The organism is Frankia sp. AgPm24 (genome assembly GCF_023243055.1).
Classification (GTDB): Bacteria; Actinomycetota; Actinomycetes; order Frankiales; family Frankiaceae; genus Frankia; species Frankia umida.
Window position 1 is genome coordinate 1 of sequence record NZ_JALKFW010000007.1, and the last position, 13,736, is coordinate 13,736.

Genomic DNA, 13,736 nt, shown 5'->3' on the forward strand with positions numbered 1-13,736 from the left:
GACTCATTGATCTCCTCCGCTCGCGGATCAATTATCCCTCATATGGATCACTGTCCGAAGAACGGGGACCACCTCAGTCGTTGGCGGGTGGGCTGTTGCGGACCGAGAGGGTCGGGTGTCGGGGCCGGATGCTGCACTGTCGGTGGCGCTGGTGCCACGGAGCGCGTTGACCCTACCTGGCAATGCCCTTCCGTTCCGCAACGCAACAGACTCGGTCCCCAGTTCCCGCTTGCGGAGTCACTCGGGTCCGCCTACCAGCCGTAGGACCGCCGCCGTTGCGGCAGCCATAATGATCACGACCGGGAAGGGGGCCCGTAGGCGGATGCAGATGGCCGCGACTACAAGCCCGGGCAGGCGGCCGTCAAGAGCGAGGTGCGGCCCGGTCGTGGCGGTCTCAACGAGAATCAGGGCGCCCAGCAATGCGACTGGGACGGCCTCGGTGAATCGGGCGATGGGGGGACGCACGAGCATCCGCTGCGGGACGAGCAGGCCGGCAATCTTGAAAGTCAGGCATGCCGCGATTCCGATCGCCAACCACAGCCAACTCACGCCAGCCGCCGGGTTTCGCCTTGCTCGTTCACCGAGGCGCAAGTCGCCGCGGAGCCTGCCTCGGCACAGAGCGTCTCCTCGTGCATGTGAGATGGCTCGGTATCGCCGCTGCTGCCGGCGGTGGTCCGGCTTCGCTCAGTGGGCAGCACAACCAGCAGCGCCGCGCTGGCGGCCAGCACCACAGGCAGCCCGGAGGAGAGGACCGGGGTCAGGACAGCCGCCCCAAGACCGGCGGCGACGAAGACGAGCCTGTGTCTCCACTCGGCGAGGCGCGGCCAGACCAGAGCGAGAAACGCCGCGCCGGGCGCGGCGTCCAAGCCGAGAATCGCCGGGTCGGCCACCAGCGAGCCCCCGAGTGCCCCGATCAGAGTGGAGACGTTCCAGCAGGCGAAAACCACCAGACCGGTGGTCCAGTAGGCGCGCTGTGCGGCCAGTCGTGCGGACGGGCCGAGAGCCATCGCGACGCTCTCGTCGCTTACCAGGTGCGCGGCGGGCAGCAGCAGCCACGCCCGCAACCGCAGGACCGGCGCCAGCGCCAGCCCGTAAAACAGGTTGCGCACCCCCAGCAGGGCTGCCGTGGTGCTAGCGGCGGCCCCCGTCCCACCCGAGGCGATCACGCCCACCAACGCAAGCTGCGACGAGCCGCCATACATCAGCAGGGACAGTGCCTGGCTCTGCCAGACGCCGAGTCCCGCGCTCACCGCGAGCGCCCCATAGGACAGGCCGTACGACGCTACCGCTATCCCAATGCCGAGGGCGTCGCGCACGGTCGCGACCATTCCTCTGGTTGCCCCAGGGGTTTCGTTCGGCTCCATCGCTCTCCTCGATCTACTGTCCGGCATCCGACACCCGAACTGCACCCAGCGTCTTCACCCCTACGACGGAAAGTGCTTCATCGAGTCACCTACGTGCTCTATGATGCCAACATGACGTCAACGCAAAGCAACGAGATTACAGATAGGCCGACGCCCGGTACTCTCTAGGGCGGCTGGGAGCAGGCCTATCAGCAGCAAACGGATGGACCGCTCTGGCAGGACGAGGCCATCCGTTTGATCGAGGACGCGGTAACAGAGCTGCAGTCCCGGCAGGCGCGGACCGTGGTGGATCTCGGCTGCGGTGACGGCCGCAACCTCGCGGTTCTCCTCGATGCCGGACTGAACGCGCTGGGCGTCGACATCGCACCCACCGGCCTCGCACACGCTCGCCGAATAGTGCGCCAGCGCGGCTTCCTCCTGCACGCCGACGCCACCCGGGTTCCGCTTATCGACGCCTCGGTCGACGCAGTGTCCTGCTTTGACGTCTTCGGTCAGGTCGCGGACCCGGCCGACCTGGTAGCCGAAGCGCGCCGCCTGCTCCGTGCAGGCGGCCTGTTTATCGCCAACGCCTTCACCATCGAGGACGGCACCTACGGCGAAGGCGTAGCAAATCGCGGAGCACACCTTCGCCTACCGGGACACTTTTTTTCCGATACTACACCGAGGATGAGATGGCGGCACTGTTCACGGACTGGAAAATTCTCGATCTCCGACGGGTCTCACGGGACGACCCGCCGCATGGGGACTTCCGACCCTATCCACACCGGCACGATAACTGGATTGTCTATGCGGCCCCACTGAAAGAAGGCCGGTAGCCCCCGTCAAATTCACTGCCCAGACTTCCGGAAAGATGGGAGCAGAACGCAAATGCCTGGCCAGACTTTAGAGCATTTTGGGTATCTGCTGGATCGATTCGAAACCCTGCTGGGACGCACTCCAATCAAGCCCATTGAGATCTCTGTCCAAGGGCAGCCTCGTCGGATAGATCTAAAGCTGGAAAGCTACAACATCACCGGATCCATCAAGGCGCGCACTGCCTATGGGCTGGTACGGGGCCTGGTGGACGACGGCGTATTGCAAAACCAGATAACTACTCAAGGTAACAGTCCGCCGAGCTGGGACTGCGCCGGCCCGGGCTGAGCGCCGCCGTTGGTGGCTCCATGCCCGGCCCCGCGGGCTGTCAGCAGGTCCTGCACATGGCGATGGCCGGCCCCCAGAGACAGGGGCTGGCTATCGCAGTCCGGCTATCGCGGCGGGCGGTTGACCGCGGCGATGACGGCGTGGATCGAGGCGGTGAGCACGGAGGTGTCCTGCCCAACGCCCCAGCTTTCCGTTCCGTCCTGGCTGATCTGGACGTAGGCCGTCGCGAGACTGGTCCCGGCACGGTCCACAGCATGTTCGCTGTAGGCGACGATTTCCGCCTCGATACCGATTCCGGCGAGCATCGCTGTCAGCGCCGCGAGCGGACCGTTGCCGGTCCCTCTGGCCTGCGTCTCATTGCCGGAGAGTGACAGCTCGGCAACGAACTCGTGTTCACCCGCAGCCACCTCGATGGTCCGCCAGGCGGACAGAACGACCGGCCCGTCATACACCGGAGCCAGGTAGCGAGTCTGGAACATCTCCCACAACTCCTTGGGCGCGAGCTCCCTGCCGTCGCGATCCGCGGTCTGCTGCGCGGCCTGGGCGAAGTCGACCTGCAGGCTCCTGGGAAGTTCCAGGCCGTAGTGCAGGTTCAGCAGGTGGGCGATGCCACCTTTGCCGGACTGGCTGTTCACGCGGATCAGTGCCTCGTAGGTACGCCCGACGTCCGCCGGGTCGATCGGCAGGTACGGAACGGCCCACGGAGCCCGGTCCGTCGGCACCGAGAGCTCGGCGGCGCGGGCCGTGTGATGTGCCAGCCCCTTGCTGATCGCGTCCTGGTGGGTTCCGGAGAAAGCGGTGTAGGCCAGCTCGCCACCGTAGGGATGGCGTGGGTGGACCGGCATCCGGTTGCAATGCTCGACGGTCTCCCGGACAACATCGATGTCCGAGAAGTCGATCATCGGGTTGACGCCCTGGGAGTAAAGGTTGAGGGCAAGGGTGACCAGGTCGACGTTGCCGGTGCGCTCACCGTTTCCAAACAGGCAGCCTTCGACCCGCTGCGCGCCGGCGAGCAACGCCAGCTCCGCGCACGCGACACCGGTGCCGCGGTCGTTGTGCGGGTGGACGGACAGGATCACCGACTCCCGGCGGTCCAGACCGCGGTGCATGTACTCGATCTGGTCCGCGTAGATGTTCGGGGTGGAGATCTCGACCGTCGCTGGCAGATTGTGGATGACCGGTCGTTGCGGACAGGCATCCCACAGTGCGGTCAGAGTGTTACAGATCTCCAGCGCGAAGTCAGGCTCGGTCGCGTTGAAGACCTCGGGGGAGAACTGGAAGCGGACATCCGGGCAGCCCGGAACCTCGGCGAGCCGGGCCATGTGCCCCGCGGCGTCACGTGCCAGCGCCAGCAGGTCCGCACGGTCACGGCCGAGGACAACCTGCCGCCATACCGGTGCCGTCGCGACGAACCCACAGCGGTGCGGTGTCGACACGGCGCATCGGCCAGGTCCGGCTGGATGGGTCGATTCCTGGCAGCTCCACTCGTTCGTGGATGGGCTTGTACCGCTGGTTGGGCATGGAGTTGGGGCGCTGCGGGTTCCACCTCGGCGCGTGTGCCGGCACCGTGCCCTGGGGGCGGATCAGTGTGGGAAAGCTGATCATAGTGGCGAGGGAGGCGGGGGCTGGTGAAGCGTCGGCCTGTGCCGCCGCAGAATGCGCCATGGTCGCGTGATCGGACATGGAGTGGCGGCCTTTCGGGCTCGGTCCTACATGGTCGACCGGCGGCACGACACTCCACCGCGGCGGGGCGCCGGTCGCGTCAGGCTCCGCCGCGGCGGAGAAGAAGCAGCCACACGCCCGGCGTCACGGTAGTAGCATATCCCACACCTCAGCTCCTCCGACAACCTGTGGGATTCGATGGCTCTTGGCGTGTTGCGTCCAACGTCGCTGGTTGACCAGGCGACACGGCGCCTACGTGAACAGATCACCAGCGGCGAGTGGCCCGTCGGTACCCGACTGCCTGGGGAGACCACGCTTGCGGCGACCCTTGGAGTCGGACGCTCCACCGTTCGCGAGGCGCTGCGCGCACTCTCCGGAGCGGGTCTGGTGCAGTCCCGACAGGGAGCCGGCGTGTTCGTCATCGCCATGGAGCCGACACAGGACTGGCGAGAAGTGCTGCGCCGCGCCGCGGTGGCGGACATCTACGAGGTGCGGATGCTCATGGAGGTACAGGCGGTGCGGCTGGCCGCGCAGCGGCGCACCGACCTGGAGATGAACTCCTTGCGAGAAGCTCTCGACCGAAGACGGGAGGCTGCGACCGGCAGCGACGAGGCCTTCGTCGATGCCGACATCGCCCTGCACGTGGCCGTTGTCGCAGCCGCACGCAACCCGGTGCTCGACGGGCTGTTCACGGAGTTCGTTCCCACTCTGCGCCGAGGGCTCATCGAACTGGTTGAGTTGCTGGGTCTCCGCGCCGCCGACGTCAACCACGGCGACGCGGCGCATGCCGCCCTCGTCGACGCCGTGGTTGTCGGAGATGGCGAGCGAGCCAGCGAGATCCTGCGAGCCGAACTCGAGCAGACTCTGGCCCTGCTCCGAGCACCGAGGACGTGAGTAGGCAACCCAGGTCACCGCACTGGCGCTTCTCGCGATCTGTCGCAACTCACCAGACAATCTGACGCACTGTGGCGAGGGTTCAGCGGTTCGGCGCTCACTCCGGGGATCGTGTCCAGCAGGACGACCTTCGGCTCGACAGGGGCGATCACCCGGTCGATCTCGGTTGAGAGCCAGTCGATCGCCTCGTCGAGATCTGTAGACGCGGGTGGGTGTCCCGTCGTAGGCGTAGCCGCCTGCGCCGTGGAACTGCATGCAGGCTCTGGCAGCCGTGGCTGCCAGTTCGGTGGCTATGGTCCGTCGGCCCTACGGGTCGCCCTGGCTGCCGCCGCGGGTCACCATGGACGAAGCCAAAGTTGAGCCAACACGATGCGCATCGATGCGGAGCCTGGCCATGGACGCCGCGTTCGATGCTCTCTTGGACGAGCTGGATCAGCTGTCCCCGCGACGCTGGTAGCCGGCTGGGCGGGACACAGCGTCGAGGTCCTGCTCAAGATCTACGCGAAGTGACTCGATGGCGAGGAGGTCCTTGTGCGCAGCCGCATCGAGGACGCTCTCGGCTGGAAGCCGACAAGCAGGACCGGGACAGCGAACCCGACCGCGCGTAGGCGACCGGCGAACTTCGGCACCACTTCGGCACAGTCTGCCGAAGTTCGCCTGTACCAGCCGGACAGACCGAGGGACCCTCGTGAAGCCAAAAGTGTTGGTATGCCAGGGGTTCTGGCTGGTCACCGGATGGTGCCCCCAACGGGATTCGAACCCGTGCTACCGCCTTGAAAGGGCGACGTCCTGGGCCACTAGACGATGGGGGCGGGCAGTGATCGACGCTTGGGTGGTTCTGAACCCACCTGATGGCCCGGGCCCACCTGACGATCGATCCTGTAAAGCACTGCCAGCATAGGGGACGGCCTGGCCAGCAGACAAACCCACGTACGGATTCGTCGTGCTACCCGCCGCCCAGGGCCGGATGTGGGTCCATCCAGCGGTAGCGGCTGTGGAACAGCGCGCGGATCGGCCGGTCACCGATGCCGACCGTATGGCTGATGGCCGGAGCGACCGAAGCAGCCGGAGCAACGGATCGGGCCGGACCGGCGGGGTTGGCGCCGACGGCGACAGCCGCGAGGTCGAAGGACATCGTGACGTCGTCCGCCCGGTCCAGGGGAGTGTTCGGGTCGTAGAGGCGCAGGGTCACGATGGTGCCGGTCTGCTCGTAGGCGTAGGCGAGCACCTGGTGGTTCAGGCCGAGTTGGAGCGGGTCGGCGGAGTGGACGGTGATGATGCCGAGGGGGGCGAGCCGGCCGGTGTCGAGATCAAGGCGGATCCGCGGCCACTCCCGCGGCAGGCTGCGCGCGGCCCCACCGGGGCGACCCGGCGCACCCGGCTGGCCCGGCAGCGGCCACCGGCGGCTGGCCGGACGTTCGTCGGGGGCCCGCATCAGCCCGTAGTAGCGCAGGACGCCGCGGGGCAGGTCGAAGCTCGCGAACAGGCGGCGGACCAGGTAGGCGTACAGAGGTGAGCCACGACGCGGCGGTTCCACGTCCGGTGGCGGCGCGAGGCCGGCCTCGAACAGATCCCGGACGGCGAAGATCATGCCACCGCAGAGCCCGCGACTGGCATCGCCGACACCGAGGGCGGGCCGCCCGGCCGGCGGACCGGGCAGGACGAAACCGACCTGCCGGGGCAGCGCGAGGGTGAGCAGCGGTTCGGGGGTGAAGCTGTTGGTGAACCGGAACGCCCGGGTGCTCGGCAGGAAGCCGGGCACCGCGGAACGCACCGTAGACCGAGCGGCATCACTCACGACGCCCACCGTTCGAGCACGGCTCCGCCCATCCCTGGATCACCGTGTCTCCCGGTGTCATCGAAGCGCGATGCCTTCCCGGTGATGCCGCGCACCTACCCAGGCCTGGACGCTGCCGGGCGTACGCGGGATGAGACCGACGGACGGTCCTCGAACCGTCCGTCGGTTCCCCAAAAGGTCCACCCTGTGCCCTCCCGGTGCTCAGGTGGTCCTCACACGTGTGACGTCGGCGCGCGGAGAAACACGTCTCGACCTCGGGCGTCCCATCACGCCCAGGCCGATCGTCCGCACTCCGACGCACGGCGCTCAGGCCGCTCGTGGGTGGCGCGGACGGCGTCTCCAACCAGTGCCGTCACACGTCAACGCATGCGTGCTCTAGATATCGCCTCCCAGGCTTGGGACCCCCTTCAGAAGGGCGCGCACCTCGGCCTCCCGGTACCGGCGGTGCCCGCCCAGGGTCCGAATCGACGTGAGCTTGCCTGCCTTCGCCCACCGGGTAACGGTCTTCGGGTCAACCCGAAACATGGTCGCTACCTCGGCCGGAGTCAGCAACGGCTCGGCGTCCGGCGTACGTGTCGTCATTGTGTTGGCCTCCCGTCACAGAGCGTCGCTCCGTCCCATACAGATCGTGCATCCTTCGGGGGCATTTCGGACATGGCACGTCAGGACCATCTGCTGACTAGTCACAGCTCGTCCGAAGCCGACGGCGACTCTGCGTTAACCGAATGCGTCGTTCAGCTTGCAGATTCCCGTGCCTGCAGGGGTCTCCAGCGAACCAGAACGCGCTCGTAGGCCTCCGCCGCAAGATCTGTTCGCCCACGGCGTAACGCACCGACTGCCTCCACGATGTCCTCTACGGAGCTGTCGCGCCTAAGCATGTCGTCGTCGAGCAGGTCAACTAGCCCGTCGTAGTCCAGTTCGACCCTGCTCTGCGGATGGAAGGACCCCAGCCAACGGGCCAGATCGCCGACCCCTTCCACGGTGGGCCCCTCGGAGGAGGCCGCGCGCAGGGTCTCCACCGACTCGACGGCCCGGGCCGCCCGCCGCCGGGCGAGGCTCATCGTGGTCCGGTAGATCATCGACCGTTCGGCGGTGTCCCCGGTGACCAGGGACCGCTCGGCCGGGTCGAACAGCAGGAACCAGGGCGGCGGCACCATCCAGGTGCACGACTGGACGTGGACCTTCAGCGTCGGGCGCCGGGACTTCCAGCGATCGAGCTCCACCTCGGCCGGGTCGGTGATCCGCCGTGGCAGGAACGCCTCCGCGACCCGGTCGGGCAGGACGGACCGGAACTCCAGCGCCGACTGCCACACCCGCAGCTGCGTCGACCAGGGGCAGACGAACATCAGCCCGTCGATCCACTGCACGAACGCCGACTCGTCCGCGACATCCAGGGTCGGCCGGACGGCGGCCAGCAGCGAGACGACGCGCTCGCTGCGGGAACCGGCCCGACGCGAGGGCGGCCCCGCGGCCGCGTAACGCTGCCAGCGACTGCGCTCGGCTGCCGAGAAGGCGGCGAGCGGCTCATACACGCGCAGATACGACGCGGGTGACACGATGGGCACGTCAGCTCCTCGCGACCGAACGCGGCCAACACCACGCATGCCGCCGACCCGCCGGATGCTGCCGGCACCGGGGCGCCGCGGACGACACCCACCCGGATGCCCTGGAACCTGGCATGGCTCGATCCTGGCACGTCAACGGGCAGCCCGTCCGGCCTACCGGAGCCGTAGGGTGCCCGGTGGGCCGACCTGCCTGGCCGACCCCGCCAGGAGGTGCACCATGCCGTCGTTGTTCGACGCCGTCTCCGAGCACGAACAGGTGCTGTTGTGCTCGGATCCGACCAGCGGACTACGCGCGATCATCGCCGTCTACTCGACCGCCCTCGGGCCGGCTCTGGGCGGCACCCGGTTCCATCCCTACGTCGACGACGAACACGCGCTCGCCGACGCGCTCGCCCTGTCCCGCGCGATGGCCTACAAGGCCGCGTGCGCGGGCCTGGACCTCGGCGGCGGCAAGGCCGTCATCATCGGCGACCCGCACCGGGACAAGTCCGAACCGCTGCTGCGCGCCTACGGTCGCCACATCGCCTCACTGGGCGGACGGTACGTCACCGCCTGCGATGTCGGCACCTACGTCAACGACATGGACGTCATCGCCCGGGAGACCCGCTGGGTGGCCGGACGTTCCCCCGAGCACGGCGGCTCCGGCGACTCGGGTGTCCTGACCGCCTTCGGCGTGTTCGAGGGGATGCGCGCCGCCGCCCGCCACCGGTGGGGGACGCCGAGCCTGTCCGGACGGCTGGTCGGCGTCAGCGGAGTGGGCAAGGTCGGTCGGCGTCTGGTCGGGCATCTGCTGGCCGACGGCGCCGCCGTGGTCGCGGCCGACGTCGATCCGGCGGCGCTCGCCCGGCTCACCGCCGAGTTCCCCGCGGCCCGCACCGTCGGGCATCCGGACGCCCTGTTCGACCAGGACCTGGACGTCTACGCTCCGTGCGCCCTCGGGGGGGCGCTGAACGCGACGACCGTCGCCCGGCTGCGCGCGGCGATCGTCTGCGGGGGCGCGAACAACCAGCTCGCCACGCCCGACATCGGTACCGAACTCACGAAGGCCGGTGTGCTCTACGCGCCCGACTTCGTCGTCAACGCCGGCGGGCTGATCCAGGTCGCGGACGAGATCGAGGGGTACTCCCCCGATCGGGCCCGCGCCCGCGCCGCCCGCATCTTCGACACGACCGCCGAGGTGCTGCGGCTCGCGGCGGAGGAGGGGCTCACCACGGTCGAGGCGGCCGAACAGATCGCCGAGCACCGGATGACCCAGGTCGGCCGACTTCGTCGCTTCCTGCTGCCCTGAGCGGCCACCGCCCGGCCATCGACGCGCGGCCCCACACCTTCCCTGTCGAACGGTGGGGGCCGCCCCGCCCCGAACTCCACGGGGCCGCCTCTCGGCATCACCAAAACGTGACTGTGATCACATCCTGGCCGACTGTGACGCACGTCGGCGGCGCCCGCGAGCGGCGGCGATCCCGCGCACAGGCCGCAGGACAGGCAGCTTCACGAAGCGCTTCCGATCGTGGACATCTTGTCCGAGGGCAGGCAAGTGTCGGGTTGGCGTGCCGCGAGGCCTCCGATCCCTGTAGTCTCGGGAAGCACGAGACAGTGAGAGCACCGGGGCGGGTCCCCGTCGTCATGTTCGAGGGGGTCGAGCCATGGGGCGCGGCCGAGCTAAGGCCAAGCAGACGAAAGTCGCCCGCGAGCTCAAGTACAACTCGCCCAATATGGATCTCGACCGATTGAAGGCGGATCTGGGCGCGGGCTCGACGCGCGAGAACAACAGCGACGAGACGTACGTCGACGACGATTACGGCTACGACGCCTATGCAGACGACGAGGACGATCGTCACTCGTCGCGCTGACAGCGTCACGCCGGCAACCGTCCCACCACGGTTGGCTCACCATGGTGCGGTCGCTGATGATGGTGGTCGTCCAGGCTCCGGCCCGGACGACCACTTTCGTGCGGTGCTGTCCTGACCTGACCCAGGTCACGGCGCGGCCCCCGGTCGGTGCTTTGCGCGGGCGTTTTCAGGCCCGCGAGTAGCGCCCTGCCCGGCTGCCAGATGGCGCACCCACATGATGATGTCGCGCGCCTGCCTCACGACGAAAGTCCAGCGTGCGGCGGCCCTGCGCGGACTGGCGTCGGCGTCCTGTAGTCGACGATCTCCCGTGGCCGACGATCTCCCGTAGCCGACGACCTCTTGGGGCCGACGACCTCCTGGGACGGCCGGGTTCCGTGTGCCTGGCTGGTGCCTCAGGTTCGATCGGTGCGCAGCCGGTTCCCGGGATCACTGGATCAAGGTGGCGCCGGGGCCGGGAGAGCGCGGCGAAGCGTGGCCGCCAGACGCGGCCCGCATCGCTGAGTCGTCAGGTGGTGACGGGGTGTACGCCGGCCAGGCGGGCGCCGATCATGGGTTCGGATCTGGTCGCCGAAGCCGAAGCCAGGGCTGTCCCGTCGGGCTCGTGGGGGGCTTCGGTGATGCTGCCGAGGACCCAGGCGGGGACGTCGCGTTCGGCGAGCAGGGCGAGGGCGTCCTCGACAACCGCGGGGGGAAGCACCGCGATCATCCCGACGCCCTGGTTGAAGGTCTGCTCCAGGTCGGCCTGGGCGACGTCGCCGCGCTCGGCGAGCAGGTCGAAGATCGGCGGCACCGACCAGCTCGCGCGGTCGAGGGTGGCGAGCAGACCAGCGGGGATGACCCGGGCGGTGTTCGCGGCGAGGCCGCCGCCGGTGATGTGGGCGAAGGCGTGCACGTCGACAGCGGCGGCGAGGGCGAGGCAGTCCCGGGCGTAGATGCGCGTCGGGATCAGCAAGGCTTCGCCCAGCGTGGCGCCCAGAGTCGGGACGTAGGACCTCAGACCGGCGAGTGCGGCAGCGCTGACTCCGCCGGGGTGGTCAGAATCGACGGGACCGCACAGGATGTGTCGCACGAGCGAGAAGCCGTTGGAGTGGATGCCGGATGAGGCCATCGCGACGACCACGTCCCCGGGCCGGACTCGCTCCTGCCCCAGCACTGCGTCGGCCTCGACGACCCCGACCCCCGTCGCGGCCAGATCGTAGTCGTCGTCACCCATGAGGCCGGGGTGCTCAGCGGTCTCCCCGCCGACCAGCGCCGCCCCGGCCTGCTCGCAGCCGGCGGCGATACCGGCGACGATCTTGGCGATCCGCTCGGGTACCAGGCGGCCACAGGCGATGTAGTCGAGCAGGAACAGCGGCTCGGCGCCGCAGACCACGAGGTCGTCGACGACCATGGCGACCAGGTCGATGCCGACGGTGTCGTGCACGTCCAGGGCCCGGGCGATAGCGATCTTGGTGCCGACGCCGTCGGTGGACGAGGCGAGCAGCGGCTTGCGGTAGCGGCTGGTGTCCAGGGCGAACAGGCCGGCGAAACCGCCGAGCCCGCCGACCACCTCGGGTCGGCTCGCCCGCGCGACCGAGCCGCGCATCAGCTCGACCGCCCGGTCACCGGCGGCGACGTCCACGCCGGCCGTCCGGTAGGAGGTGCGTGTCGGGTTCATACCGGCCTCGCTTCGGCAAGATCCGCGTCGTGACCGTCGGGGGACGGGTCGGCACCGTTCATGCCGAGGGTCACCTCCCGGCGCATCGCCTCGGCGATCAGGTCCGCGGTGGTCTGCGCGGCGCCGCCCGGCTCCAGCCGGTGCTTGCCGAGCTTGTCGGATTCGGCCAGCGGCACCGGGTAGATGCCGTCGAAGCAGGCCCGGCACAGCGTCCGCGCCGGCTGATGGGACGCGGCGACCAGGCCGTCCAGGGAGACGTAGGCGAGCGAGTCGGCGCCGAGCGAGGCGCGGATCTCCTCCACCCCGGCGTCACTGGCGATCAGTTCGGCGCGGGTGGCGAAGTCGATGCCGTAGAAGCAGGGCCAGCGCACCGGCGGCGAGGAGATGCGGATGTGCACCTCGGCCGCACCGGCCTCCTGCAACATCCGGACCAGGGCCCGCTGGGTGTTTCCGCGCACGATCGAGTCGTCGACGACGACGAGCCGGCGGCCCTCGATCACCTCGCGCAGCGGGTTGAGCTTCAGCCGGATGCCCCGCTGGCGGATCGTCTGGGACGGCTGGATGAACGTCCGTCCCACATACGAGTTCTTCACCAGGCCCTCGCCGAACGGGATGCCGGACTGCTCGGCGTAGCCGACGGCGGCGGGCACCCCGGACTGCGGCACCGGGATGACCAGGTCCGCGTCGACCGGTGCCTCCCGGGCCAGCTGACGGCCCACGTCGACCCGGACGGCGTGCACCGAGCGGCCGGAGATGGCGGTGTCGGGACGGGCGAGGTAGACGTACTCGAACAGGCACAGGTGCGGGTCCGCCTCGGCGAACCGGCGCGAACGCACCCCCGTACCGTCAATGATGATCATCTCGCCGGGGTCGACCTCGCGCACGAACGACGCGCCGACGATGTCGAGCGCGGCCGTCTCGCTGGCGACGACCCACGCCCCCTCCGGATGGTCGGCGAGCCGGCCCAGCACGAGGGGATGGATGCCGTGCGCGTCGCGGGCGGCGTACAGGGTCGAGGCGTCGGCGAAGACCAGGGAGAAGGCGCCGGCCAGCCGCGGCAGCACGGCCATCGCCGCATCCGTCAGGGTCGGCCCGGGATGATCGGCGAGCATCGCGGTGATCAGGTCGGAGTCGGTGGTGGCGCGCAGTCGGTCCCGCCCGGCGCCGAGCTCGCTGGCGAGCTGGACGATGTTGGTCAGGTTGCCGTTGTGACCGAGTGCGACCGGGCCGCCGAAGCGAGCGGTGCGGTAGGAGGGCTGCGCGTTCTCCCAGGTGGACGAGCCGGTCGTCGAGTAGCGGGTGTGCCCGACGGCGAGATGGCCACCGGAGAGACTCGCCAGCGACCGCTCGTTGAAGACCTGCGCGACCAGCCCGAGCTCCTTGAACACCACCACGGTGCGACCGTCGCCGACAGCGATGCCGGCCGCCTCCTGACCACGGTGCTGAAGCGCGTACAATCCGTAATATGTGAGGTTCGCTACGTCCTCACCGGGGGCCCAGACGCCGAAGACGCCACAGGCATCCTGAGGGCCGGGGTCATCGGACGGGTCGGGCCACGCCTCATCCTCGAGGTTGGAGCGGGCGGCGACGTCTGACACCAGGACTCCTCGGCTGCTCAGTGACACCGGAGCTGCACCGGAGCTGCTCAGTGACACCGGAGAAAAACGTCCCGGCCACCTCGTCCGGCGGCATGCTCCATCCACGCTAGCAGCGACCACCCACATCGGCCCTAGTGCAGCGCCTCAGTAGTTCCTTTCCGGCGCCTGGTCACGGTGAGTGATGTCAAGCGGCGGCCGGTAGGGCGTT

The 13,736-nt window shown here is 68.9% G+C and carries 12 protein-coding genes, 1 tRNA gene and 1 pseudogene; 5 read left to right on the plus strand and 9 right to left on the minus strand.

The genetic code is table 11. From position 1 onward, the window contains the following. Positions 1–237 precede the first annotated feature (237 nt). A complete protein-coding gene (locus MXD61_RS28645; RefSeq protein ID WP_374628428.1) occupies positions 238–549 on the minus strand; it encodes an AzlD domain-containing protein in 312 nt (103 codons plus the stop codon). After that, entirely contained in the window at positions 546–1,316 is a 771-nt protein-coding gene (locus tag MXD61_RS04200) for an AzlC family ABC transporter permease (protein WP_248811542.1), read from the minus strand. The genes MXD61_RS28645 and MXD61_RS04200 overlap by 4 nt, the downstream gene beginning before the upstream one ends. A 282-nt stretch (positions 1,317–1,598) precedes the next feature. On the opposite strand from MXD61_RS04200, the gene MXD61_RS28650 reads away from it, so the two are divergent. Further along, positions 1,599–2,165 carry a class I SAM-dependent methyltransferase gene (locus MXD61_RS28650; protein ID WP_374628429.1) on the plus strand — a complete coding sequence of 189 codons (567 nt, stop codon included), beginning with the start codon at positions 1,599–1,601 and terminating at the stop codon, positions 2,163–2,165. Positions 2,166–2,231: 66 nt separating this feature from the next. After that, positions 2,232–2,504: a hypothetical protein gene (locus tag MXD61_RS04210; protein ID WP_248811544.1), complete on the plus strand. Its 273-nt coding sequence runs from the start codon at positions 2,232–2,234 to the stop codon at positions 2,502–2,504. A gap of 104 nt (positions 2,505–2,608) precedes the next feature. Here MXD61_RS04210 and MXD61_RS04215 read toward each other — a convergent pair. Next, a pseudogene (locus MXD61_RS04215) lies at positions 2,609–4,109 on the minus strand (2-isopropylmalate synthase). 255 nt (positions 4,110–4,364) lie between these two features. Between MXD61_RS04215 and MXD61_RS04220 the strand changes: the two are divergent. After that, the gene (locus MXD61_RS04220; RefSeq protein ID WP_248823610.1) at positions 4,365–5,060 is read left to right on the plus strand and encodes a FadR/GntR family transcriptional regulator; all 696 of its coding nucleotides are present in this window, start codon (positions 4,365–4,367) and stop codon (positions 5,058–5,060) included. A 736-nt stretch (positions 5,061–5,796) separates the two neighbouring features. On the opposite strand, the gene MXD61_RS04225 is transcribed toward MXD61_RS04220, so the two are convergent. The 4 genes from MXD61_RS04225 to MXD61_RS04240 all read right to left on the minus strand — a co-directional run bounded on the left by MXD61_RS04225 (position 5,797) and on the right by MXD61_RS04240 (position 8,423). Continuing rightward, positions 5,797–5,872, minus strand: a tRNA-Glu gene (locus MXD61_RS04225). Positions 5,873–6,006: 134 nt separating this feature from the next. Beyond that, a complete protein-coding gene (locus MXD61_RS04230; protein ID WP_248811547.1) occupies positions 6,007–6,858 on the minus strand; it encodes a hypothetical protein in 852 nt (283 codons plus the stop codon). A gap of 375 nt (positions 6,859–7,233) precedes the next feature. Continuing rightward, the gene (gene bldC, locus MXD61_RS04235; RefSeq protein ID WP_163548267.1) at positions 7,234–7,440 is read right to left on the minus strand and encodes a developmental transcriptional regulator BldC; all 207 of its coding nucleotides are present in this window, start codon (positions 7,438–7,440) and stop codon (positions 7,234–7,236) included. Positions 7,441–7,592: 152 nt separating this feature from the next. Next, a complete protein-coding gene (locus MXD61_RS04240) occupies positions 7,593–8,423 on the minus strand; it encodes a hypothetical protein (RefSeq protein WP_163548268.1) in 831 nt (276 codons plus the stop codon). 217 nt (positions 8,424–8,640) lie between these two features. On the opposite strand from MXD61_RS04240, the gene MXD61_RS04245 reads away from it, so the two are divergent. Both MXD61_RS04245 and MXD61_RS04250 read left to right on the plus strand, forming a co-directional pair. Further along, entirely contained in the window at positions 8,641–9,711 is a 1,071-nt protein-coding gene (locus tag MXD61_RS04245) for a Glu/Leu/Phe/Val dehydrogenase dimerization domain-containing protein (protein WP_248811548.1), read from the plus strand. A gap of 355 nt (positions 9,712–10,066) precedes the next feature. Then, on the plus strand, positions 10,067–10,273 hold the full coding sequence (locus MXD61_RS04250) for a DUF3073 domain-containing protein (RefSeq protein ID WP_163548270.1): 207 nt from the start codon (positions 10,067–10,069) through the stop codon (positions 10,271–10,273). Between the two features lie 505 nt (positions 10,274–10,778). Here the strand turns inward: MXD61_RS04250 and purM are convergent. Together purM and purF are read right to left on the minus strand one after the other, a co-directional pair. Continuing rightward, positions 10,779–11,930, minus strand: coding sequence for a phosphoribosylformylglycinamidine cyclo-ligase (purM, locus tag MXD61_RS04255; protein ID WP_248811549.1), 1,152 nt, complete (start codon positions 11,928–11,930; stop codon positions 10,779–10,781). Further along, positions 11,927–13,528: an amidophosphoribosyltransferase gene (purF, locus tag MXD61_RS04260; protein ID WP_163548272.1), complete on the minus strand. Its 1,602-nt coding sequence runs from the start codon at positions 13,526–13,528 to the stop codon at positions 11,927–11,929. Before purF ends, purM begins: the two co-directional genes overlap by 4 nt. Positions 13,529–13,736 lie beyond the last annotated feature (208 nt).

Bases quoted from the DNA above. Each gene is read 5' to 3' on its own strand.
- MXD61_RS04210 (WP_248811544.1), top strand. From the start codon at position 2,232: ATGCCTGGCCAGACTTTAGAGCATTTTGGGTATCTGCTGGATCGATTC.
- MXD61_RS04220 (WP_248823610.1), top strand. From the start codon at position 4,365: ATGGCTCTTGGCGTGTTGCGTCCAACGTCGCTGGTTGACCAGGCGACA.
- bldC (WP_163548267.1), bottom strand. From the start codon at position 7,440: ATGACGACACGTACGCCGGACGCCGAGCCGTTGCTGACTCCGGCCGAG.
- MXD61_RS04245 (WP_248811548.1), top strand. From the start codon at position 8,641: ATGCCGTCGTTGTTCGACGCCGTCTCCGAGCACGAACAGGTGCTGTTG.
- MXD61_RS04250 (WP_163548270.1), top strand. From the start codon at position 10,067: ATGGGGCGCGGCCGAGCTAAGGCCAAGCAGACGAAAGTCGCCCGCGAG.
- purM (WP_248811549.1), bottom strand. From the start codon at position 11,930: ATGAACCCGACACGCACCTCCTACCGGACGGCCGGCGTGGACGTCGCC.